At 59.1% G+C, this 20899-nt stretch carries 19 protein-coding genes; 8 read left to right on the forward strand and 11 right to left on the reverse strand.

The features are described from left to right. The coding region (locus WLY71_RS15840) for a transaldolase family protein (protein WP_347804284.1) at positions 1–385 on the forward strand (385 nt) is incomplete at its 5' end. A gap of 73 nt (positions 386–458) precedes the next feature. Here WLY71_RS15840 and rssC read toward each other — a convergent pair. The 3 genes from rssC to WLY71_RS15855 all read right to left on the reverse strand — a co-directional run bounded on the left by rssC (position 459) and on the right by WLY71_RS15855 (position 3164). Next, entirely contained in the window at positions 459–941 is a 483-nt protein-coding gene (rssC, locus tag WLY71_RS15845; protein ID WP_007935262.1) for an anti-sigma factor antagonist RssC, read from the reverse strand. Beyond that, positions 941–2122 (reverse strand): two-component system response regulator RssB, encoded by a 1182-nt coding sequence (rssB, locus tag WLY71_RS15850; protein ID WP_347804285.1) that lies wholly within the window; start codon positions 2120–2122, stop codon positions 941–943. Before rssB ends, rssC begins: the two co-directional genes overlap by 1 nt. Positions 2123–2474: 352 nt before the next feature. Beyond that, complete coding sequence (locus tag WLY71_RS15855) at positions 2475–3164, reverse strand: MlaA family lipoprotein (RefSeq protein WP_347804286.1); 690 nt, start codon at positions 3162–3164, stop codon at positions 2475–2477. A 200-nt stretch (positions 3165–3364) separates the two neighbouring features. On the opposite strand from WLY71_RS15855, the gene pcrP reads away from it, so the two are divergent. Both pcrP and WLY71_RS15865 read left to right on the forward strand, forming a co-directional pair. After that, positions 3365–3985 (forward strand): HAD superfamily inactivated hydrolase PcrP, encoded by a 621-nt coding sequence (pcrP, locus tag WLY71_RS15860; RefSeq protein WP_347804287.1) that lies wholly within the window; start codon positions 3365–3367, stop codon positions 3983–3985. Positions 3986–4095: 110 nt separating this feature from the next. Beyond that, a complete protein-coding gene (locus WLY71_RS15865) occupies positions 4096–4359 on the forward strand; it encodes a DUF4404 family protein (protein WP_129442940.1) in 264 nt (87 codons plus the stop codon). Between the two features lie 169 nt (positions 4360–4528). Here WLY71_RS15865 and queF read toward each other — a convergent pair whose 3' ends face one another. Both queF and copI read right to left on the reverse strand, forming a co-directional pair. Then, positions 4529–5359, reverse strand: coding sequence for an NADPH-dependent 7-cyano-7-deazaguanine reductase QueF (queF, locus tag WLY71_RS15870; protein WP_347804288.1), 831 nt, complete (start codon positions 5357–5359; stop codon positions 4529–4531). Between the two features lie 61 nt (positions 5360–5420). Further along, positions 5421–5942 carry a copper-resistant cuproprotein CopI gene (gene copI, locus WLY71_RS15875; protein ID WP_347804289.1) on the reverse strand — a complete coding sequence of 174 codons (522 nt, stop codon included), beginning with the start codon at positions 5940–5942 and terminating at the stop codon, positions 5421–5423. A gap of 155 nt (positions 5943–6097) precedes the next feature. Here copI and WLY71_RS15880 point away from each other — a divergent pair, with 155 nt between their 5' ends. Beyond that, the gene (locus WLY71_RS15880; protein ID WP_347804290.1) at positions 6098–6778 is read left to right on the forward strand and encodes a heavy metal response regulator transcription factor; all 681 of its coding nucleotides are present in this window, start codon (positions 6098–6100) and stop codon (positions 6776–6778) included. Beyond that, positions 6778–8124, forward strand: a complete 1347-nt coding sequence (locus WLY71_RS15885) for a heavy metal sensor histidine kinase (protein WP_347804291.1) — start codon at positions 6778–6780, stop codon at positions 8122–8124. The genes WLY71_RS15880 and WLY71_RS15885 overlap by 1 nt, the downstream gene beginning before the upstream one ends. Before the next feature lie 38 nt (positions 8125–8162). On the opposite strand, the gene WLY71_RS15890 is transcribed toward WLY71_RS15885, so the two are convergent. From WLY71_RS15890 to WLY71_RS15900, 3 genes are all read right to left on the reverse strand, one after another. Beyond that, positions 8163–9407 carry a lipoprotein-releasing ABC transporter permease subunit gene (locus tag WLY71_RS15890; protein WP_347804292.1) on the reverse strand — a complete coding sequence of 415 codons (1245 nt, stop codon included), beginning with the start codon at positions 9405–9407 and terminating at the stop codon, positions 8163–8165. A gap of 64 nt (positions 9408–9471) precedes the next feature. Then, positions 9472–10155 carry a lipoprotein-releasing ABC transporter ATP-binding protein LolD gene (lolD, locus tag WLY71_RS15895; protein WP_347804293.1) on the reverse strand — a complete coding sequence of 228 codons (684 nt, stop codon included), beginning with the start codon at positions 10153–10155 and terminating at the stop codon, positions 9472–9474. Between the two features lie 7 nt (positions 10156–10162). Beyond that, a complete protein-coding gene (locus WLY71_RS15900) occupies positions 10163–11413 on the reverse strand; it encodes a lipoprotein-releasing ABC transporter permease subunit (protein ID WP_347804294.1) in 1251 nt (416 codons plus the stop codon). 94 nt (positions 11414–11507) lie between these two features. On the opposite strand from WLY71_RS15900, the gene WLY71_RS15905 reads away from it, so the two are divergent. Together WLY71_RS15905 and WLY71_RS15910 are read left to right on the forward strand one after the other, a co-directional pair. Next, on the forward strand, positions 11508–12089 hold the full coding sequence (locus tag WLY71_RS15905) for a PilZ domain-containing protein (protein ID WP_223431976.1): 582 nt from the start codon (positions 11508–11510) through the stop codon (positions 12087–12089). Positions 12090–12103: 14 nt separating this feature from the next. Beyond that, on the forward strand, positions 12104–12826 hold the full coding sequence (locus tag WLY71_RS15910) for a glycerophosphodiester phosphodiesterase (RefSeq protein ID WP_347804295.1): 723 nt from the start codon (positions 12104–12106) through the stop codon (positions 12824–12826). 42 nt (positions 12827–12868) lie between these two features. Here WLY71_RS15910 and sthA read toward each other — a convergent pair whose 3' ends face one another. From sthA to WLY71_RS15925, 3 genes are all read right to left on the reverse strand, one after another. Next, a complete protein-coding gene (sthA, locus tag WLY71_RS15915; protein ID WP_347804296.1) occupies positions 12869–14263 on the reverse strand; it encodes a Si-specific NAD(P)(+) transhydrogenase in 1395 nt (464 codons plus the stop codon). A gap of 207 nt (positions 14264–14470) precedes the next feature. Continuing rightward, positions 14471–15451: an FAD:protein FMN transferase gene (locus WLY71_RS15920; protein ID WP_347804305.1), complete on the reverse strand. Its 981-nt coding sequence runs from the start codon at positions 15449–15451 to the stop codon at positions 14471–14473. Between the two features lie 168 nt (positions 15452–15619). Continuing rightward, on the reverse strand, positions 15620–17083 hold the full coding sequence (locus WLY71_RS15925; RefSeq protein ID WP_192407181.1) for a glyceraldehyde-3-phosphate dehydrogenase: 1464 nt from the start codon (positions 17081–17083) through the stop codon (positions 15620–15622). Between the two features lie 362 nt (positions 17084–17445). Here WLY71_RS15925 and mfd point away from each other — a divergent pair, with 362 nt between their 5' ends. Continuing rightward, positions 17446–20895 (forward strand): transcription-repair coupling factor, encoded by a 3450-nt coding sequence (gene mfd, locus WLY71_RS15930; RefSeq protein ID WP_347804297.1) that lies wholly within the window; start codon positions 17446–17448, stop codon positions 20893–20895. Positions 20896–20899: the final 4 nt, after the last annotated feature.

The following is a 20899-nucleotide window of genomic DNA, read 5'->3' on the forward strand; positions in this document are numbered from 1 at the left end:
GGCCAACGGCAACGACTCCACCGGCGCGGATGATCCGGGCGTGCAGTCGGTGACGCGCATCTACAACTACTACAAGGCCAATGACTGCAAGACTGTGGTCATGGGCGCGAGCTTCCGTAACCTGAATCAGATCGAGCAACTGGCCGGTTGCGACCGTCTGACCATCAGCCCGGATCTAATTGATAAGCTGGCGGCGGATACTGGCAAGCTGGAGCGCAAATTGGCCCCGGGTCATGCCGGTGAAGCTCGCTTGAACTTGAATGAAGCGCAGTTCCGTTGGTTGTCCAACGAGGACGCGATGGCGACCGAGAAACTGGCTGAAGGTATTCGTCAGTTCGCTCGCGACCAGGAAAAACTCGAAGCATTGCTGCAAGCCAAGCTGTGATCCAATAAGAGCAAACGCAAAAAGGGCGAACCCTCACAGGTTCGCCCTTTTTTGTGTGCAGTCGCTTATGGAATCAGTGACGCTCGAGGGCGTTCACCAGATCGTGAAACGCTTCACGATTGGAGTCGTTCAGCCCCATGAGGATCTTGTGCGCTTCGAGCACTTTGATCCGCACCACTTCTTCGGACTGATCCTGGTCTGGCAGGTCGGTCAGGCACTCAGGGCACGGGATCGGGCGGTCAACGATGTTGAACACTTGCTCGAAGCCCATGGACTGCAGCAGACGGGTGATGTCTTCGTGGGTGGTGACGACGGTTGGCAGCAAGCCGACCTTTTGCCGCGACAGGATCGATAGCTTGGCCAAAAGACCAAGGGTGGTGCTGTCGATGCTGCGGGTTTCGGTCAGGTCGATCACGATCGCGTTGAAGTTCAACGCCGTGAAGATCCGCTCAATAGTCGCATCCAACGCCGAACACAGGGTCAGGCGAACTTCACCGACGAACTTCAGGACGAAGGTGCCATCCTGCTCGGCGAACTGGATTCTACCGGTACTCATTAAAGATTCCTGCTCAACACCAACAGGGCGATATCATCCGGCATCTCCCCTAGCGTGGCCAATCCAAAAACCTGCCGCAGACCATCCAGGCTGCCGCCCGCTGCCTTGACCCGTTGGGGCAAAGCCGCTTCTTTTTCTTTGAGTGTAGGTTCTGGCAAAAGGTCCAGAATGCCATCGGACATCAGCGTCAGGCTGAATGTCGGCGGCAGCTCCAGTACATGATCTTCGTAGGTGGCTTCATTGAAGAGGCCCACCGGCAGACCACGCCCTTCCAGATAACAAACACTGTCTGGCGTGTACAACACAGGCAACGGCAAATGACCACCGATGCTATAGGTCAACAAACCTGTCTCCTCGTCGATGACTCCACCGACCATTGTGACGTGTTTACCCAGCTTACAACTGATCAGGCCTCGGTTGATATGACCAAGGACCTCTGAAGGCTTGAATTCCGGCAATGTACCGCTGCGCTTGGATTCGAACAGCAAGCGCGTGGTCATGAACTTCAGCAGCACGGTAACGAAGGCTGAAGAGGCGCCATGACCGGAAACGTCCGCCAGGTAGAAGGCTACCCGACGCTCGTCGACCCGAAAGTAGTCGACGAAATCACCCGACAGGTACAGCGAGGGGATGATCTGGTGAGCAAACTGGAACTCGTCGATGGTCCAGGGGCTGACCGGCAGCATGTTCATCTGCACCTGGCGACCGGCGTTCTGGTCTTCCTGGAGCAGGTTCAGGCTGGCAGCGAGCTCGCGGTTGGCCTTTTCCAGCTTCTCGCGGTAGCGCTGGTTTTCCAGCAGCAGGCGCGCACGATCCAGAGCCCGGCGCACAGAGTGCTCGAGCACAGCCAGATCTTCGAGGGGCTTGATCAGGTAGTCCGCTGCGCCCAGGCGCAGGGCCTCGACCGCGTCGTTCATCACGCCGGCGCCCGAAACCACGATCACCGGGGTTTGTGGCGACAGCTCGGTGACCTGGCGAATGAGTTCGAGTCCGCCCATCTGCGGCATGCGCAGATCGCAGATGACCAAGTCGGGCTTGTCTTGCTCGAATACCTGAAGACCCTGCTGGCCATTGCTGGCCTGCAGGACACTGAAACCACTGTCTTCCAAGTAGGCCGCGAGGCTCGCGCGCACTACTTCGTCATCATCGATTATCAGCAGCGTGGCACTGGTTTTTGGCATGTGGGCAAACGGCGCCAGAATTAGGTTGGCGTAGCAGGCAGGGGCTTTGTCCCGGCTCACACTACTGGATTCGCTTTCTAGCCTCTCTACTGCACTGTTTTCGAGCATTTGCCCTACACACAGGTACACCAGAAGTGCCCTTCTAAGGCGCAGACGGTACTCCCATCCGCGGGGCGTTTCAAGCTCACGCCGATGGTCGCTTGACGTCTTTCCATTTCAAATCACCTGGAGTTATAAGAACAGGCAAAACCGTAACGTAATGGAAGGTTCAAACCCATGAGCCAAACCGGTCCCGGAAGCCAAACGAAAGAAGGCGGCCCACTGGCCGCCTTCTTCGTTTTACCGGTCGAGATCAAAAATCGTCTTCGACCTGGCCGTCTTTGACTTTGAATTCGCGGTTCTGCAAGTACGCATTGCGGATGAAGATGTACTTGTCACCGCTGATCAGCTTCTCGCTCGACAGCAGACTGGCGCGGGTGTCGACGATGTTCAGGCCGAAGATCGAGTTACGCACAGGCACGTCGTGGATGTACGGGTACGGGCCGGTGTAGCCGTCGACATACTTGGACGGCGCGTCACGCAAGGTGCTTGGGCCCAGAAGCGGCAGCATCACGTACGGGCCGCTGCCTACGCCCCAGTAGCCGAGGGTCTGGCCGAAGTCTTCGTCATTGCGTTGCAGGCCCATTTTGGTGCCGACGTCGATAAAGCCCAGCAGGCCGAACGTGGTGTTGAAGATCAAGCGCGCGGTGTCGACGCCAGCGGCGGCCGGTTTGGCCTGCAAGATATCGTTGGCAAGGTTGGTGACATCACCGACGTTGCGGAACATGTTGTGGATGCCGTCTTCCAGGAACTGCGGCGTCACGAACTGATAGCCCTGGGCCAAAGGCTTCAGCGCATAGGTGTCGAGCACATCGTTGAATTTGTAGATCGGGCGGTTGATGCTTTCCCAAGGGTCGTCTTCCGAGGCTGCCTGGGCAACGAACGGAACCAGCAATACGCTGGTAAACACACAAAGCTGAGCGAGATGATTGCTCCAGCGCATAGAAAAACTCCTTGGATTGTACTGGCGCGGGCGCTTGGCCCAAGCGTAAAGCTGGTTAGTATAAGACGGAAAAGCCGCTTAAGGCAGCACCGTGCGAGGCAGCCTACGGATCATTCGTGATGATTGTGAGCGATTCACATCAGTGTCACTCAACTGTCACCGTCGCCCCCTAGCCTTGAGGCTATTTCAGGGACGTTGATATGCCGCACGCCGAAACCTTGCCCCACATTGCGCCCAGCCTGACCGCCGTCCTATTCGGCCTCAGTGGTTGCCTGGTGGATTTCGGTGCCCGCACACGCGCACAGGGCATCCCCTCTGCCATACATGCCGAGGCCACGCCCGGCGCGCTGGATAGCCTGCGCAGCTTGCAACATCAGCAGATTCCCTGTGCCTGGCTCGATGAACTCCCCCCTGCCCTCAGCCATTCCCTGGCCGCTGCCTTGCCTTCATGGATCAAACCCTCGCAACACCCCGAAACAAACAATCCATGGCCGGCACCGCATGCCTGTTGGCAAGCCCTAATGACGTTGAATGTCGACCGACTGGAGGGTTGTGTGCTGGTCAGCGGCGAACCACGATTGCTGCAAGCGGGGCTCAATGCCGGATTGTGGACGATTGGGCTGGCGTCCTGTGGCTCACTCTGCGGCCTGGCGCCCAACGACTGGCAGGCGCTGACTCAGCAGGAACGGGAATTCAAACGCGGCAAGGCAACGGTGCAACTGTTCGGTCTGGGTGTGCATTCGGTGATCGATCACCTCGGTGAACTCGACACCTGCCTGGCCGACATCAGCCTGCGCCGGCTCAAGGGCGAAAAGCCCTGATCGAGATCATGCAGGTTGCGCGCGAGTGGATTAATCTAAAGGTCAAGCCATAGACCTTTGGCGTGCTGCTGCGGTCTATGCCAGTGCCTATCGATAAAAGGAAGAACGCCATGCCTGCCCGCGAACTGCAACAACAGCTCAATACTCTGCGCGAGCAATTGGAACAGAATCCACCGCTGACCGAAGCCGAGCGCGAAGACCTGCACGCGCTGATGCAACAGATCGAACTGGAAATTGAGCTGGAAACCAAAACCCAGGACTCCAGCCTCTCCGACAATGTGAACCTGGCCGTCGAGCGCTTCGAAATCGAACACCCGACCCTTGCCGGTACCTTGCGCAACATCGTGCAAGCCCTGGCCAATATGGGGATCTGAACCCGCCAGATATAAAAAAGCCCCGCTAGTGATAGCGGGGCTTTTTCATATCCGGGATGTGCAACAACCCCTGTGGGAGCGAGCTTGCTCGCGATGGCGGAGTGTCAGCCAACATCACTATTGGATGTGCCGGCCTCATCGCGAGCAAGCTCGCTCCCACAGGGGATTGTTATTGGCGGACCAGCCGATTGTTCGGCAACTGCACGGTTTCAGTACTGCGATACGGGTTGATGTCCAACCCACCGCGCCGCACATACCGCGCATACACCGTCAATTTCTCCGGCTTCAACAACCGTTGCAGGTCGAGAAAAATCCGCTCCACGCACTGTTCATGAAAGTCCGAGTGCTGACGGAAGCTCACGATGTATTCCAGCAAACTCGCGTGATCCAGCGCCGCACCACGGTATTCCACCGCCACACTACCCCAGTCCGGCTGACTGGTGACCGGGCAGTTGGATTTGAGCAAATGACTGTGCACGCTCTCCTCCACGATGCGTGATTGATCGCAACGCAGCAGTTCCGGACGCGGATGTTCATAGTTGCTGACGCTGATATCCAGATCATCAATGCACACACCCGGCAACGCCACGACGCCTTCGGCCTCGACGTCCTTCAGGCTGCGAATCCGCACGCCAACAGGTTTACCGGCAGCGGCCGACAGGTCTTTGGCCAACGTCGCTTCAAGGCTCGCGGTGTCGGCAAACGGTGTCTGGTTCAGGGAGTTTAGATACAGCTTGAACGACTTCGATTCGATGATATTCGGCGAATCCGCCGGGATACTGAATTCGCCAATCGCCACCACTGGCTTGCCGGACGGCAACAGCCACGACAGCTCGAAGCAGTTCCAGAAGTCCACGCCCTTGTATGGCAGGGTTTCAGCCGTCAGGCCCAGCTCGGCCCATTTCGCGGTGCGCGGGATCGGGAACAGCAAGGACGGCGTGTAGGTGGCGATGTATTCGCTGGATTTGCCCAGCGGCGAGTGTTCGGCTGCGGGATGCATGGCGGAAACCTGACTGAAGAATCAGCGGATTCTACCAGCCTTTGCTCCCGCCTTTGAGTGCTTACTGACTGACAGTCAACTTGCCGACCATACCGGCCTGGTAATGACCGGGGATGTTGCAGGCAAATTCCAGATTGGTGGCCTTGGTGAAGGTCCAGGTCAGCTCGGCGGTTTTGCCCGGTTCAACAAGCACACTATTGGGATCGTCGTGCTTCATTCCATGCCCCATACCGGCCATTGCGCCGTGGTCCATTTCCTTCAGGCCTGTAGGCATCAGCATGCCGCTCTGCTGCATCTTCATCATTTCCTGCTGATGCTTGGCATGCATCGCCGCATCACCGAGGTTGAATTCGTGCAGCAACTGGCCTTTATTCACCAGTACAAAGCGAACCGTCTCACCGGCCTTGATATCAATCGCCTTGGGCGTGAACGACATGTCGCCCATGACGAATTCAACGCTGCGAGTCGCCTTGGCCGCCGGGGCCGGTTGACCGAAGTCGTAGGTATGCGCCGGGGCAGCCCACGCCGGCGAGCTCAGCGCCAGCAAACACGCGACGCGCACCAGTGATTTGCGCAAAAACATAGTCGTACTCCAACAAGATAGGGTTCAGCCTGTGGAAAACTCTAAACTGCGGCGACTGCCCGCAACCTGACATCCAGATTACAACTTTGTCAGGTTGACCTGTATTAACCCCGCCCACGGTATAAAGCGTTCGTTCCATTTGCCTCGAGTCGCCCATGAAACTGCTGATCGTCGAAGACCAACCGAAAACCGGCCACTACTTGCGCCAAGGCCTGACCGAAGCCGGTTTCAATACTGAACTGGTAGCGGACGGCAGCACCGGCCAACAATTGGCGCTGACCGGCGATTACGCGCTGTTGATCCTTGATGTGATGCTGCCCGGTCGAAATGGCTGGCAGATTCTGCAAGCGGTGCGCGGTGCCGGCCTCGACACGCCGGTACTGTTTCTGACCGCGCGAGACGCAGTGGAGGACAGGGTCCACGGCCTCGAACTGGGCGCCGACGATTACCTGGTCAAACCGTTCGCCTTCTCCGAACTGCTGGCCCGGGTCCGCAGCCTGTTGCGCCGTGGTAACGCCACACCTCAGGAAACCAGCCTGCAACTGGCGGACTTGCGTCTGGACCTGATCCGTCGCCGGGTAGAACGCAGCGGTCAGCGCATCGACCTGACGGCCAAGGAATTCGCCCTGCTGGAAATGCTCCTGCGCAGGCAAGGCGAAGTCCTGCCCAAGTCGTTGATCGCTTCCCAGGTCTGGGACATGAACTTCGACAGCGACACGAACGTCATCGAAGTGGCGATCCGTCGTTTGCGCCTCAAGATCGACGATGAATTCCCCAACAAGTTGATTCACACCGTGCGTGGCATGGGTTACGTCCTTGAAGAGCGCCCCGCCTGATGCGTCGACTTTCGTTAAGCAGTCGCTTGGCGCTGCTGTTTGCGGCGTGCACCGCCGTGGTGTCGCTGTTTGCCGGGGTGTTGTTCAGCCGGGCCAGTGAAGCGCATTTCGTTGAACTCGATCAACAGTTGCTGGACGGCAAGTTGATTGGTTTGCGTCGGGCACTTCATGACATTCAGTCGAGTGAAAGCGAAGTCAAACTGGCCGACGAATTGAGCCGACAGGCCGATCTGTCGCTGCGGATCACCGGCAGCGACGGCAAGCGCTGGTATGACAGCTCAACGCACCTGCCCCAGGCATTGCCTTCCCAAGCGGGTTTGTCCACGGTGAGCAGCGAAGGTACCGACTACCGCGTCCTCAACGCTCCGTTGTACCTCGACAAGCCTGACTCGCCGAAGTTGACCTTGCTGCTGGACATCACCCATCACCAGCACTTTCTGCAACGCATGCAGCACCTGATCTGGTTGACAGTCGGTTTGTCGGCACTGGCCACCGCCCTGCTCGGCGCCTGGGCCGCGCGCAGTGGGTTGCGGCCGTTACGGCGCATGAGCGCGGTCGCCAGCGGCGTTTCAGCGCAATCGCTCAATGCACGCTTGCCCGAAGAAAACATGCCGCCAGAACTCGCGGAAATGGCCCACAACTTCAATGCCATGTTCGGACGCCTTGACGACTCTTTTCAGCGGCTCTCGGCCTTCTCCGCCGACATCGCCCATGAATTGCGCACGCCGTTGTCGAACCTGTTGACCCACACCCAGGTCACCCTCACCCGCCCACGCCCCATTGAGGATTACCGAGAAGCACTGCACAGCAATCTCGAAGAACTGCAGTGGATGGCGCAACTGGTCAACGACATGTTGTACCTGGCCAAGGCTGACCACGGGTTGTTGATGCCCAAGCGCGAACCGCTGGAGCTGGCGGAAGAAGCGGATCTATTGCTGGAGTTTTTTGCGCCGTTGGCGGAGGACGCTCAGGTCAGGTTGAGTCGTGAAGGCAGTGCGCGCATGGAAGGCGATCGCAGCATGTTGCGGCGGGCGCTTTCCAATTTGCTGGACAACGCGTTGCGGTTTACGCCGGTCGAAGGTGAGGTTCGGGTGCGAATTGTTGATCAGCCTAAGTGCTTGAGCCTGACCGTCGAGAACAGCGGCGACGGAATTGACGGGGCATTGCTGCCGCGTTTATTTGATCGCTTCTACCGGGCTGATCCGGCGCGCCAGGAAGGCAGTAGTGAACATGCGGGATTGGGGTTGGCGATCACTCAGTCAATCATCCGCGCCCATGGCGGGCAGATTCGTTGCGAATCGGATAACGGGTGGACGCGGTTTGTGATCGAATTGCCGCGAACCTGATCGTTCCCACGCTCTGCGTGGGGACGATCATAAGTGGCTTACGAATACCGCAACGCGGTAGCCGGCTCGACTTTCGCCGCACGCCATGCAGGGTAAACGGTGGCGAGGAAGCTCAGAATGAACCCGGCGGAGCAGATCAACACCACGTCCGCCCCCTGCAGTTCGGACGGCAAGTTACTGACGAAGTACACGTCGGAACTGAAGATGTGCTGCCCGCTGACCCGCTCCATCCAGCCCACCAGCTCACTGACGTTCAGCGCCGCAATCACGCCGAGCACACCACCAATCAACGTACCGACAACCCCGATCACGGTGCCCTGCACCATGAAGATCGCCATGATCTGCCGCGGCGTGGCGCCGATGGTGCGCAGGATCGCGATGTCCGCGCCTTTGTCGTTCACCACCATGATCAGGGTTGCGATGATGTTGAACGCCGCCACGGCGACGATCATCAGCAACAGCAAACCGATCATGGTTTTTTCCATCTTCATCGCACTGAACAGACTGCCCTGTGTATGAGTCCAGTCATCAGCCTTGTAAGCGGTGCCCAGCCCGCCAGCAATATCGCTGGAAACCTGCGGCGCTGCGTACAAATCCTTTACCGCCAGGCGCACGCTCTGTACCTGATTCGGCGTCCAGTGCTGCATCTGCGCGGCATCGGCCACGTGGATCAGCGCCATGGAACCGTCCAGTTCGGCGCCGACCTTGAACACGCCGACCACGTTCAACCGCTGCATGCGCGGGGTGATGCCGCCCGGTGCAGTGCTGACTTCCGGCACGATCAGGGTGATCTTGTCGCCAACGTTCAAGCGGAAGCGTCGAGCCGTGATCTCGCCGATCACCACACCAAACTCTCCCGGCTTCAAGGCATCGAGACGACCCTGAACGATGTGCTGGGCAACGATCGACACCTTGCCTTCCAGCGCCGGATCGACACCGCTGACCTGGATCGGCTGCATTGTCCCCTTGTAGGACAGCATGCCTTCCATCTCGGTGAACGGCACGGCGGCCGTCACTTCAGGATTCTTCATGGCCGCCGCGGCGACGGGTTGCCAATCGTCGATCGGATTGACGCCGACGATAGTCGCGTGAGGCACCATGCCAAGGATGCGCGAGCTCATTTCACGCTGGAAACCGTTCATGACCGACAACACCACGATCATCGCCAGCACGCCCAGGGCGAGGCCGATCATCGAGGTCATCGAGATGAAGGAAACAAAGCGATTGCGGCGCTTGGCGCGGGTATAGCGCGCGCCGATAAAGATCGATAACGGTCTGAACATTCGCTGGGCACCGTATAAAAATAAAAGACCCGACGTACTGTTCAGTACGCCGGGTTTCGGCCAATCAGATGGGCGTCAGGTAACCTTCCTGCAAATGCAGGACGCGATCCATCTGGCGGGCCAGGTTCATGTCGTGAGTCACCACCAGGAACGCCGTGCGCATCGAGGTGCTGAGTTCCAGCATCAAATCCTGAATGCCCTGGGCGGTGTGGGAATCGAGGTTGCCGGTCGGCTCGTCGAGCATCACCAGGCCTGGTTTGTTCACCAGGGCGCGGGCGATGGCCACACGCTGACGTTCACCACCGGACAGTTCCGACGGTTTGTGTTCCAGACGATGGCCCAGCCCTACCCGCTCCAGCAATGCCGTCGCACGCTGACGCGCTTGCGGGATAGCCGTCTTGCCGATCAGCAGCGGCATGCAGACGTTTTCCAGCGCGCTGAACTCAGGCAGCAAGTGGTGGAACTGGTAAACGAAACCCAGCGACCGATTGCGCAGTAAACCGCGAGCTTTTTCGTTCAGCGCCGACAGCTCTTCACCGGCCAGCCAGACACTGCCCTTGGTCGGTGTATCGAGGCCGCCCAGCAGGTTGAGCAAGGTACTTTTGCCCGAGCCCGACGTACCGACAATCGCCACGCGCTCACCCGGATGCAGCTCCAGTTGCAGACCGGCCAGAACCTCTACCGATTCCGGGCCTTCCTCGTAGGATTTGCCCAGGTTGCGGCAGCTCAAGATTGCTTTATCACTCATGCCCAACTCACTCATAACGTAGCGCCTCCGCAGGCTGGGTGCGCGCGGCACGCCAGGCTGGATACAGGGTGGCGAGGAAACTCAGGACCAACGCGGCGGCGCAGACCATCAACACATCCTGGCTCTGCACTTGCGACGGCAGGTAATCGATGAAGTACACGTCGGCGTTGAGGAATTTGTGCCCGATCAGACCTTCGAGGGCCGAGATCGCAGCGCTGACATTCAGCGCGGCGAAGATCCCGACGACGGCGCCGATCAGCGTCCCGACCACACCAATGACGGTGCCTTGCACCATGAAGATCGCCATGATCGACCCCGGCGTGGCGCCAAGGGTGCGCAGAATCGCGATGTCGCCCTTCTTGTCGTTCACCACCATCACCAGCGTGGAAATGATATTGAACGCGGCAACAGCGACGATCAGCAGCAACAGCAAACCGATCATGGCTTTTTCCATGCGGATCGCCTGATACAGATTGCCGTGGGTGCGCGTCCAGTCGCGGGCATAGAAATGGTCTTCGCCAAGTTGCTGGGCGAGGGTCCACGCGACGCGTGGCGCCTGGAACAGGTCGTCGAACTTCAGGCGGATGCCCTGGACCTGATCCGGTTTCCAGCGATGCAGCTTGGCCAGATCCTGCAGATTGGTGATGCCCAGATAGCCGTCCAGCTCACCGGCGCCGACATGGAAGATGCCGACCACGGTAAAGCGTTTCATGCGCGGGAACATCCCGGCCGGGGTCACGGTGACTTCCGGCGCCACAAACGTCAGTTTGTCGCCGATCGCCGCCCCCAACTTGGCCGCGGCCTTGTCACCGATGACGATGCCGAAACTGCCCGGCGCCAGGTCGTCGAGTTTGCCCTGCTGCATGAAGTTATCAATGATCGAGACCTGCCGTTCCAGCGCAGGATCGATGGCATTGAGCAGGACTTTGGAAACCTTGCCGTTGTTGGTCAGCAACCCCTGCATCTGGGTAAACGGCGCAACGGCCATCACCTGCGGGTTCTGCTTGACCTTGGCGGCCAGGCTTTTCCAGTCGCTGATCGGTTCACCGGACTCGATGGTCGCGTGGGGCACCATGCCCAGCACGCGGGTGCGCATCTCATGATCGAAGCCATTCATGACCGAAAGCACCACGATCATCACGACCACGCCAAGGGCGAGTCCGATCATCGAGGTCAGGGAAATGAATGACACAAAATGATTGCGACGCTTTGCACGGGTATAACGCGTGCCAATAAATACGAAGAGAGGTCTGAACATGTCGGGGCTTGTTCGGAGGGAAAAGGAACGTCCTTGTGGCGGGGGTCGATAACCAGCTTTACACTCAGACCACCGCCGCTACCATGGGTTCGCCATGTCGACATTAGATGAAGAAGATCGCCGCGAATACTACCGTATCGAGGACACGATCGCACTGGAAATTCGGCCCCTGTCCGCTCCCGAAGCCGCAGGCCAGGAAGTGTTGCAGGATGCTTCCCCTCTGTTCAACTTGCTCAGCGAACTGCACCTTAGCGAATTCGAGTCGCAACATCTGTTGCGCCAGATCAGCGAGCGCGACCGGAATCTCGCCGCATTCCTGAAATCCCAGAATAAACGCATCGATTTGCTCAGCCAGGTGATTGCAATCACCGTGCTCGGGCAGATCGGCGAGCCGCAGCCGGTGATCATTTCCGAAGGCGGGATCGAGTTTCAGCATCCGACACCCATTGCCGAGGACGCACACCTGTCGGTCAAACTGGTGCTGATGCCGCAAGCCCTCGGCCTGTTGCTCCGAGCCAGGGTTACCCATTGCGATCGCAAAGGCGACGGCTACGACGTCGGCACCGAGTTCGAATACCCGACCGATGCCCAGCGCCAATTGCTGGCCCGCTACATTTTGCAGAAGCAGGCTCAGGAACGACGTCTGGCCCGCGAACAAAACGAATCAGGCATTTAATTTAAGGAAGAACCGTGACTCTCATCTACGGCCATCGCGGCGCCAAGGGCGAAGCACCGGAAAATACGCTGACCAGTTTTCAGCAATGCCTCAAGCACGGCGTGCGGCGTTGCGAACTGGACCTGCACCTGTCCATGGACGGTGAGTTGATGGTCATCCACGACCCGACGCTCAAGCGCACCACCGACCGTCGCGGCAAAGTCGTCGAGCACAGGGCGGCCGAGCTGGTGACCTACGATGCGCGCACTGGCGGACCGGGCTGGATTAAACCGTGCCCGATTCCAACACTGGAAGAACTGTTCGAGAAATGTGATTTCGAGCACTGGCAACTGGAAGTCAAAAGCGCTTCACGCACCCGCGCTGCGACTACCGTGCTGGCGATTCGCGAAATGGCTCAGCGTTTCGGCCTGCTCGACAAGGTCACGATCACCTCGAGTTCGCGGGAAGTATTGAAAGCCGCGCTGGACTTCGTGCCAGATGTGTCTCGCGGATTGGTGGCCGAATACGCCTGGCTCGATCCGTTGAAGGTCGCGCAAAGCTATGGCTGTGAGATTCTGGCGCTGAACTGGACCCTGTGTACGCCGGAACGCCTGCAGAAGGCGCAGCGTCAGGGGCTGCATGTGTCGGTATGGACAGTCAACGAGCCCGCGCTAATGCGCAGACTCGCCGACTTCGGCGTTGACAGCCTGATTACAGACTTTCCCGGTTTGGCCAGCGCCACGCTCGAGAATTGCTGAAATCGGTCTCCCCGGCCGGCTCAGGCCACCGGCCGGAGCCACTCAAAAAAGCCGGTTGAGGCCATCGTACGCCGCTACCCGATAGGCTTCGGCCATGGTCGGGTAATTGAACGTCGTGTTGACGAAGTACTTCAGCGTGTTCAGTTCGCCCGGCTGGTTCATGATCGCCTGACCAATGTGAACGATCTCCGACGCCTGATAACCGAAGCAGTGAACGCCCAGCACTTCCAGGGTTTCGCGGTGAAACAGAATCTTCAGCATGCCCTGAGGCTCGCCGGCGATCTGTGCACGCGCCATGCTCTTGAAGAACGCCTTGCCCACTTCGTACGGCACCTTGGCCTGAGTCAGCTCCTGCTCGTTCTTGCCGATCGAGCTGATCTCCGGAATGGTGTAGATGCCGGTTGGCACGTCGTTGACGAAACGCCAGCTATGGTTGTCAACGATGCTACCAGCGGCCGAACGACCCTGGTCGTGAGCAGCACTGGCCAGGCTCGGCCAACCAATCACGTCACCGGCGCCGTAGATGTTCGGCTTGCAGGTACGGTAGGCCTCGTCGACTTCGATCTGGCCACGGCTGTTGACCTTCACGCCGATGTTTTCCAGACCCAGCTGATCGGTGTTGCCGGTACGGCCGTTGCACCAGAGCAAGGCGTCGGCCTTGATCTTCTTGCCGGACTTGAGGTGCAGGATCACGCCGTTGTCCACGCCTTCGACGCGGTCGTAGTCTTCGTTGTGGCGAACCGTGATGTTGTTGTTACTGAAGTGATAGCTCAGGGCCTGGGAAATTTCCGAGTCGAGGAAGCTCAGCAACTGACCGCGGTTGTCCACCAGCTCAACCAATACACCCAGACCGCTGAAGATCGAAGCGTACTCACAACCGATCACGCCAGCGCCGTAAACGATGAGTTTGCGCGGGGTGTGGCCGAGACTGAGGATGGTGTCGCTATCGTAGATACGCGGGTGATGGAAATCGATGTCCGCCGGACGATAAGGGCGCGAGCCGGTGGCGATGATGATGTGCTTGGCCACCAGTTTTTCGACCACGCCGTTGGCGCAGACCACTTCGATGGTTTGCTCGTCAGCAAAGCTGCCGGTGCCGAAGAACACGTCGACGCGGTTACGGGCGTAGTAGCCGGTGCGCGATGCGACTTGTTTGGAGATGACTTTTTCAGCGCTTTTCAACACGTCCGGGAACGAGAACCAGCGTGGTTCACCAATGGCCCGGAACATCGGGTTGGTGTTGAACTGCATGATCTGCCGGACCGAGTGACGCAGTGCCTTGGACGGGATGGTGCCCAGGTGGGTGCAGTTGCCGCCGACCTGGCGACGGCTATCGACCATCGCCACCTTGCGCCCTGCTTTGGCGGCGTTCATTGCCGCGCCTTCTCCCGCCGGGCCGGAACCCAGCACCACCACGTCGTAGTTGTAGACAGCCATGCATACTCCTCAGAACAGGCCGCGGCGCCCTCGGCACCTGCGGCTAAATCACGCCGATCTGCGGCGTGAAGGAACAATTTGGGGCCAGTGCAGAACCCGGACACAGTCTATATAAGCGTCAACGCCGCGCACATTAACCCTTGGTCGCGTCGTAGGCTAGTTTTGCCTGCACTACAACGCCAGTCTTTGCTGCTTGAATCGCCGTGATCACTCGGTTTTTCCGCCACTCAGGCGTTCAAAAGCCTGCGTGGTTCGTGTGACGAATCCTGTATCGGCACGAATTACAAAGAATGCACCGATGTCATGCGCTTCGGCATAGTCCCAACCCCTTTCGGGACCCAGAATCAGCAACAGCGTCGATAAGCCATCGGCCATCAACGCTGAAGGATGAATCACCGTGACTGACGCCAGGGTGTGTGAGACCGGCGCCCCGGTGCGGGCATCGAAGGTGTGGGAATAACGCCGACCATCCTGCTCGAAATAGTTGCGGTAGTCGCCGGAAGTGGAAACGCCGTAGCCGTCGACGGCGATGATGCGCTCGGCCACTTGCTGGTCGTCGCGGGGTTCTTCCAGAGCGACGCGCCACGGTGAGCCGTCGAGTTTTTTGCCGGCAGCCTTGAGTTCGCCGGTGGCTTCGGCGAGGTAGTTGTGAATGCCCATTGCTTCGAGTTTTGCGGCAATTGTATCGACCGCGTAACCGGCGGCGATGCTGTTGAAGTCGACCTCGACCGCGGCGTCCTTGCACAGCTGATCGCCGTCGATACGAAGGTGCTGGTAACCGACTCGCTGCCGCTCTTCGGCCAGCGCCTGGGCCGCAGGAGTTTTTTCTTCGCGAGCCTGTGGGCCGAAGCCCCAGAGGTTAAGCAGCGGTTCCACCGTCAGGTCGAAGGAACCTTCGCTTTGTTCCGACAGACGCTCACCGACGCGCACCAGTTTGAGGATCGGCGCGGGCATTTTCTGACAGCGGTTGGCGGGTAGATCGTTGAAGCGTTCGATGTCGGAGTCGCTGCGGTAAGTCGACATTTGTTGATCGACTTCAGCAAGGATCTTTTCGACATGAACACGGACCTCGGCCGGGGCGGGAAGTCCGGAATGGCGCAGGTACTTGATCGAATACGTGCTGCCCATGGTCGGGCCGCCGAAGCTTTCCATGGAATCACTGTTTCCGCAGCCGGACAGAGCGCCCATCAGGACCACAAAACCGCACAGCCGCCATTTCAACAATCCTGCATCCCCTGGAGAGTCCCATGACACAACGCCAAGGCTCGCCATTATGCGGTAGAAGTGTGGGAGCGGACACCGCACAAACAAAAACGCCCCGACCAAAGTCGGGGCGTTCTCATGTGCAGCTAACGCTTAGCGCGGGAATGCAGGCGGGTTTACACCGGCCATGTCTTCCATCACGCGAACCACCTGGCAGCTGTACCCGAATTCGTTGTCGTACCAAACGTACAGAACAACGCGGTTGTCTTGGCTGATGGTTGCTTCAGCGTCCACCACGCCTGCGTGGCGCGAGCCAACGAAGTCGGTGGAAACCACTTCCTGCGAATTGACGTAATCGATTTGCTTATGCAGATCGGAGTGCAGCGCCATGTAGCGCAGGTACTCGTTCATCTCTTCACGGGTGGCGGCTTTCTCAAGGTTCAGGTTGAGAATGGCCATCGACACGTTTGGCGTCGGAACGCGGATCGCGTTGCCGGTCAGCTTGCCGGCCAGCTCAGGCAGCGCCTTGGCAGCAGCGGTGGCAGCACCGGTCTCGGTGATCACCATGTTCAACGCGGCGCTACGGCCACGGCGATCGCCTTTATGGAAGTTGTCGATCAGGTTCTGGTCGTTGGTGTACGAGTGAACCGTTTCGACGTGACCATTGATGATGCCGAACTTGTCGTTGACAGCTTTGAGCACCGGCACGATGGCGTTGGTGGTGCAGGAAGCCGCGGAAACGATTTTGTCATCAGCGGTGATTTCACCGTGGTTGATGCCGTGAACGATGTTCTTCAGCTTGCCTTTACCAGGTGCGGTCAGAACAACGCGGTCGATACCCGGGCAAGCCAAGTGCTGGCCCAGGCCGTCGGCGTCACGCCATACACCGGTGTTGTCCACCAGCAGCGCGTCTTTGATCCCGTACTGGGTGTAGTCCACTTCAGTCGGGTTTTTCGCGTAGATAACCTGGATCAGGTTGCCGTTGGCGGTGATGGTGTTGTTGGCTTCATCAATGGTGATGGTGCCATCGAACGGACCATGAACCGAGTCACGACGCAGCAGGCTGGCACGTTTGACCAGATCGTTCTCGGCGCCCTTGCGGACAACGATGGCGCGCAGACGCAGGCCGTCGCCACCACCGGTTTTCTCGATCAGGATGCGCGCCAGCAGACGGCCGATACGACCGAAGCCGTACAGAACAACGTCGGTGCCTTTGCGGGCGGAAACATTTTGCTGACCAACGACGTCAGCCAGTTCTTCACGGACGAACTGCTCGGCAGTGCGGCCATTACCTTCAGCCTTGAACTTGACTGCAAGCTTGCCCAGGTCTACCGAGGCGGCGCCGAGCTTGAGCTCGCTCATTGCCTTGAGCAGCGGGAATGTTTCGTGGACGGACAATTCGCTGTCATCGGACTGACGATGACGAGCAAAGCGGTGAGCTTTGAGAATCGCAATGACTGAACGATTGATCAGGCTGCGGCCATAGATCGAGCTCACCACGTTGTTATTGCGGTAGAGCTGACCGATAAGCGGAATCATCGCTTCTGCGAGTGCTTCACGGTCGATCCATTCACCAAGACACTGGTCGGGCTTCTGAGTCACGGGAACCTTCCACATGTAGGGGCAGAAAAAAGGGGCTACATTATGCCGCCGAGTGCCTCCCGTAGCAATGCGCGCCTGTCGCGCGGCCAGTAACAAAATCCTCTTCAAAAAAACAACACACCGCTAAAGCCCATTAAAACCGGGGCCTCCAGCGTCGTCAATTTTTTGGGGGCAGCGCTGCCTTATCCGTAACCATCCGTAACACCTGTTCGTTTTGCCACTACATAATCGGTAGTTTTCACTAAAAAACGGCCGGATTTTGTCTTTACCACTACATTTCGCCCAACCCGCGTAATAGACATATATGCAACTGACAGCCGGCACCTGAGACCGCTACAATTACCGACTTTGTCGCAACGCTTGGAGCTCAACCTTCCGTGCCCGTTCTGCGTCTACCGCTTCTCCCTGCCGCGGCAGGTAAACAGCACTGGGGCAACCTGCCCGGTGCCGCCCTGAGCCTGGCCATTGCCGAGGCCGCCAGCGCTGCCAAGCGCTTCACCCTGCTGCTGACCGCCGACAGCCAAAGTGCCGAACGGCTGGAACAGGAGCTGAGTTTCTTCGCCCCGGATTTGCCGGTGCTGCATTTCCCGGACTGGGAAACCCTGCCTTACGATCTGTTTTCGCCGCACCAGGACATTATTTCCCAACGAATCTCCGCGTTGTATCGGTTGCCGGAGCTGAGTCATGGCGTTTTGGTCGTGCCGATCACCACAGCCCTGCATCGCCTGGCGCCGACCAAATTCCTGCTGGGCAGCAGCCTGGTGCTGGACGTCGGCCAGAAGCTCGACGTCGAGCAAATGCGCACCCGGCTTGAGGCCAGCGGCTATCGCTACGTTGATACCGTCTACGAGCATGGCGAATTTACCGTGCGCGGCTCGTTGATCGACCTGTTCCCGATGGGCAGCAAACTGCCTTTCCGAATTGACCTGTTCGACGACGAAATCGAGACTCTTCGTACATTCGATCCGGAAAACCAGCGCTCCATCGACAAGGTTGAAACGGTTCGCCTCCTGCCAGCGAGAGAGTTCCCGCTGCAAAAGGATGCGGTCACCCGCTTCAAGGCGCGCTTCCGTGAGCGTTTCGATGTCGACTTCCGTCGCTGTCCGATCTTCCAGGACTTGAGCAGCGGGATTACACCGGCTGGTATCGAGTACTACCTGCCGCTGTTCTTCGATGAAACCTCCACGCTGTTCGATTACCTGCCGCAGGACACGCAAGTGTTTTCCTTGCCGGGCATCGAGCAAGCGGCGGAAAACTTCTGGAACGACGTGCGCAATCGTTATGAAGAGCGCCGCGTCGATCCGGCCCGTCCTTTGTTGCCGCCGGCTGAACTGTTCCTGCCAGTGGAAGATTGCTTCGCTCGATTGAAGAACTGGCCGCGCGTGGTCGCCAGTCAACAGGACGTGGAAACCGGCGTCGGTCGCGAACGCTTCCCCGCTCGTGAGCTGCCGAACCTGGCCATCGAAGCCAAGGCGACTCAACCGCTGGCGGCGCTGGCGGGTTTCCTCGACGAGTTCCCCGGTCGCGTGCTGTTTACCGCCGAATCCGCAGGCCGTCGCGAAGTGTTGCTGGAATTGCTGGAACGCCTGAAGCTGCGACCGAAAACCGTCGACAGCTGGCCGGACTTCGTTGCGAGCAAGGAGCGCCTGGCGATCACCATCGCCCCGCTCGACGAAGGGCTGGTGCTCGACGACCCGGCCTTGGCCCTCGTCGCCGAAAGCCCATTGTTCGGCCAGCGAGTGATGCAGCGCCGTCGCCGCGAGAAACGCGCCGATGCCAACAACGATGCCGTGATCAAAAACCTTACCGAGCTGCGCGAAGGCGCGCCGGTGGTACACATCGATCACGGTGTCGGTCGCTATCTCGGGCTGACGATCCTGGAAATCGATAGTCAGGCCGCCGAATTCCTGACCCTCGAATACGCCGAAAACGCCAAGCTTTACGTGCCGGTGGCCAACCTGCATCTGATCGCCCGTTACACCGGCAGTGACGATGCCCTGGCCCCGCTGCACCGTCTCGGCTCCGAGACCTGGCAGAAAGCCAAACGCAAAGCCGCCGAACAGGTGCGCGACGTGGCGGCCGAGTTGCTCGACATCTATGCCCGTCGCGCCGCTCGCGAAGGTTATGCGTTCGCCGACCCGAAAGCCGATTACGCGACCTTCAGCGCCGGCTTCCCGTTCGAAGAAACACCGGACCAGCAAACCACCATCGAAGCCGTGCGCACCGACATGCTCGCGCCGAAACCGATGGACCGCCTGGTCTGCGGCGACGTCGGTTTCGGCAAGACCGAAGTGGCGATGCGCGCCGCGTTCATCGCGGTACACGGCGGTCGTCAGGTGGCGATTCTGGTGCCGACCACCCTGCTCGCGCAGCAGCACTACAACAGCTTCCGCGATCGCTTCGCCGACTGGCCGGTGAGCGTTGAAGTGATGAGCCGATTCAAGTCGACCAAAGAAATAAATGCTGCGGTCGCGGATCTGGCCGAAGGCAAGATCGACATCGTCATCGGCACCCACAAACTGCTATCCGACGATGTGAAAATCAAAAACCTGGGGCTGGTGATCATCGACGAAGAGCACCGTTTCGGTGTCCGTCAGAAGGAACAGCTCAAGGCGCTGCGCAGTGAAGTCGACATCCTCACCCTGACCGCCACGCCGATTCCGCGCACGCTGAACATGGCGGTGTCGGGCATGCGCGACCTGTCGATCATCGCCACGCCGCCGGCCCGTCGCCTGTCGGTACGGACTTTCGTCATGGAGCAGAACAAGAGCACGGTCAAAGAGGCCTTGCTCCGTGAGCTGTTGCGTGGCGGTCAGGTCTACTACCTGCACAACGATGTGAAGACCATCGAGAAATGCGCCGCCGACCTCGCCGAACTGGTGCCGGAAGCACGGATCGGCATCGGCCACGGGCAGATGCGCGAACGCGATCTCGAACAAGTGATGAGCGACTTCTACCACAAGCGCTTCAACGTGCTGATCGCCTCGACCATCATCGAGACCGGCATTGACGTGCCGAGCGCCAACACCATCATCATCGAGCGTGCCGACAAGTTCGGCTTGGCGCAGCTGCACCAGTTGCGCGGCCGGGTCGGTCGCAGTCACCACCAGGCTTACGCTTATTTGCTGACGCCGCCGCGTCAGCAAATCACGCCTGACGCCGAAAAACGTCTGGAAGCGATCGCCAATACACAGGACCTCGGCGCGGGCTTCGTGCTCGCCACCAACGACCTGGAAATCCGTGGCGCCGGCGAATTGCTCGGCGACGGGCAGAGCGGGCAGATCCAGGCCGTCGGTTTCACGCTGTACATGGAAATGCTCGAGCGCGCGGTGAAGTCGATCCGCAAGGGCGAACAACCGAACCTCGATCAGCCGCTCGGCGGTGGCCCGGAAGTCAATCTGCGAGTACCGGCGTTGATTCCCGAGGACTATCTGCCGGACGTACATGCCCGACTGATTCTCTACAAACGCATCGCCTCGGCCACCGACGAGGAAGGCCTCAAGGACTTGCAGGTGGAGATGATCGATCGTTTCGGCCTGTTGCCGGAGCCGACCAAGAACCTGATGCGCATTACCGCGCTGAAATTGCAGGCCGAGCTACTGGGCATCAAGAAAGTCGACGGTGGCCCGCAAGGTGGCCGAATCGAGTTCGCGACGCAAACCCCGGTCGACCCGCTGACGCTGATCAAGCTGATCCAGAGCCAGCCCAAACGCTACAAATTTGAAGGCGCCACGATGTTTAAATTCCAGGTGCCGATGGAGCGCCCGGAAGAGCGCTTTAATACTATAGAGGCGCTGTTTGAGCACCTCATTCCGAAAACTGCTTGAAGGA

Origin of the sequence: Pseudomonas rossensis (assembly GCF_039888995.1) — a bacterium.
Classification (GTDB): domain Bacteria; phylum Pseudomonadota; class Gammaproteobacteria; order Pseudomonadales; family Pseudomonadaceae; genus Aquipseudomonas; species Aquipseudomonas rossensis.

What these genes read in the sequence shown, in the direction of transcription:
- rssC (WP_007935262.1), bottom strand. Translation starts at nt 941, where the DNA reads ATGAGTACCGGTAGAATCCAGTTCGCCGAGCAGGATGGCACCTTCGTC.
- rssB (WP_347804285.1), bottom strand. Translation starts at nt 2,122, where the DNA reads ATGCCAAAAACCAGTGCCACGCTGCTGATAATCGATGATGACGAAGTA.
- WLY71_RS15855 (WP_347804286.1), bottom strand. Translation starts at nt 3,164, where the DNA reads ATGCGCTGGAGCAATCATCTCGCTCAGCTTTGTGTGTTTACCAGCGTA.
- pcrP (WP_347804287.1), top strand. Translation starts at nt 3,365, where the DNA reads ATGCCGCACGCCGAAACCTTGCCCCACATTGCGCCCAGCCTGACCGCC.
- WLY71_RS15865 (WP_129442940.1), top strand. Translation starts at nt 4,096, where the DNA reads ATGCCTGCCCGCGAACTGCAACAACAGCTCAATACTCTGCGCGAGCAA.
- queF (WP_347804288.1), bottom strand. Translation starts at nt 5,359, where the DNA reads ATGCATCCCGCAGCCGAACACTCGCCGCTGGGCAAATCCAGCGAATAC.
- copI (WP_347804289.1), bottom strand. Translation starts at nt 5,942, where the DNA reads ATGTTTTTGCGCAAATCACTGGTGCGCGTCGCGTGTTTGCTGGCGCTG.
- WLY71_RS15880 (WP_347804290.1), top strand. Translation starts at nt 6,098, where the DNA reads ATGAAACTGCTGATCGTCGAAGACCAACCGAAAACCGGCCACTACTTG.
- WLY71_RS15885 (WP_347804291.1), top strand. Translation starts at nt 6,778, where the DNA reads ATGCGTCGACTTTCGTTAAGCAGTCGCTTGGCGCTGCTGTTTGCGGCG.
- WLY71_RS15890 (WP_347804292.1), bottom strand. Translation starts at nt 9,407, where the DNA reads ATGTTCAGACCGTTATCGATCTTTATCGGCGCGCGCTATACCCGCGCC.
- lolD (WP_347804293.1), bottom strand. Translation starts at nt 10,155, where the DNA reads ATGAGTGATAAAGCAATCTTGAGCTGCCGCAACCTGGGCAAATCCTAC.
- WLY71_RS15900 (WP_347804294.1), bottom strand. Translation starts at nt 11,413, where the DNA reads ATGTTCAGACCTCTCTTCGTATTTATTGGCACGCGTTATACCCGTGCA.
- WLY71_RS15905 (WP_223431976.1), top strand. Translation starts at nt 11,508, where the DNA reads ATGTCGACATTAGATGAAGAAGATCGCCGCGAATACTACCGTATCGAG.
- sthA (WP_347804296.1), bottom strand. Translation starts at nt 14,263, where the DNA reads ATGGCTGTCTACAACTACGACGTGGTGGTGCTGGGTTCCGGCCCGGCG.
- WLY71_RS15920 (WP_347804305.1), bottom strand. Translation starts at nt 15,451, where the DNA reads ATGGGCGCTCTGTCCGGCTGCGGAAACAGTGATTCCATGGAAAGCTTC.
- WLY71_RS15925 (WP_192407181.1), bottom strand. Translation starts at nt 17,083, where the DNA reads ATGTGGAAGGTTCCCGTGACTCAGAAGCCCGACCAGTGTCTTGGTGAA.